The organism is Limosilactobacillus pulli (assembly GCF_947381555.1).
GTDB lineage: Bacteria > Bacillota > Bacilli > Lactobacillales > Lactobacillaceae > Limosilactobacillus > Limosilactobacillus pulli.
The window spans coordinates 1-439 of the sequence record NZ_CANCWQ010000087.1 but is presented as its reverse complement, the minus strand read 5'-3'; the positions used below and the strand labels follow the sequence as shown (position 1 = coordinate 439).

Sequence of the window (439 nt, the reverse complement as noted above, 5' to 3'; positions counted from 1 at the left end):
GCGTCTAAGAACACGCAAACATACTGTGAGTGCTTAAAGGTCCTGTCATGAAACTCTTCAACCAAGTTGCCAACTTGCTTAGTAATATTTGAAACGGTAGTTGGTGAATAGTAATCGCCATACATGCGCTCAACTAAATCAGCGATTTCACGAGTTGTGATGCCTTTGGAATACATTTTAATGATCATCGATTCCAGAGTATCTGTCCGCCGTGAATATGGTTCGAATAAAGCGTTACGAAATTTATTCTTACGATCGCGCGGAACCGTAATATTGATTGGTCCAAATTCAGTATCGATGGTTCGCTGATACGATCCGTTTCTGGCGTTGTCCCCATGAGCGGAACTGTCGTTACGCTCATAGGGTTGGTAGCCTAAGACTGCCGACAATTCTTCTTGAAGTAATGTATTGACGGTTTGTTCTAACTGATTGCGAAAGA

The 439-nt window shown here is 42.4% G+C and carries 1 protein-coding gene; it reads right to left on the bottom strand.

What is annotated here, in order from left to right; all coding sequences use genetic code 11:
• Positions 1-439: transposase (locus tag QOS03_RS09300; RefSeq protein ID WP_283576196.1), on the bottom strand; the 439-nt coding region annotated here is incomplete at both ends.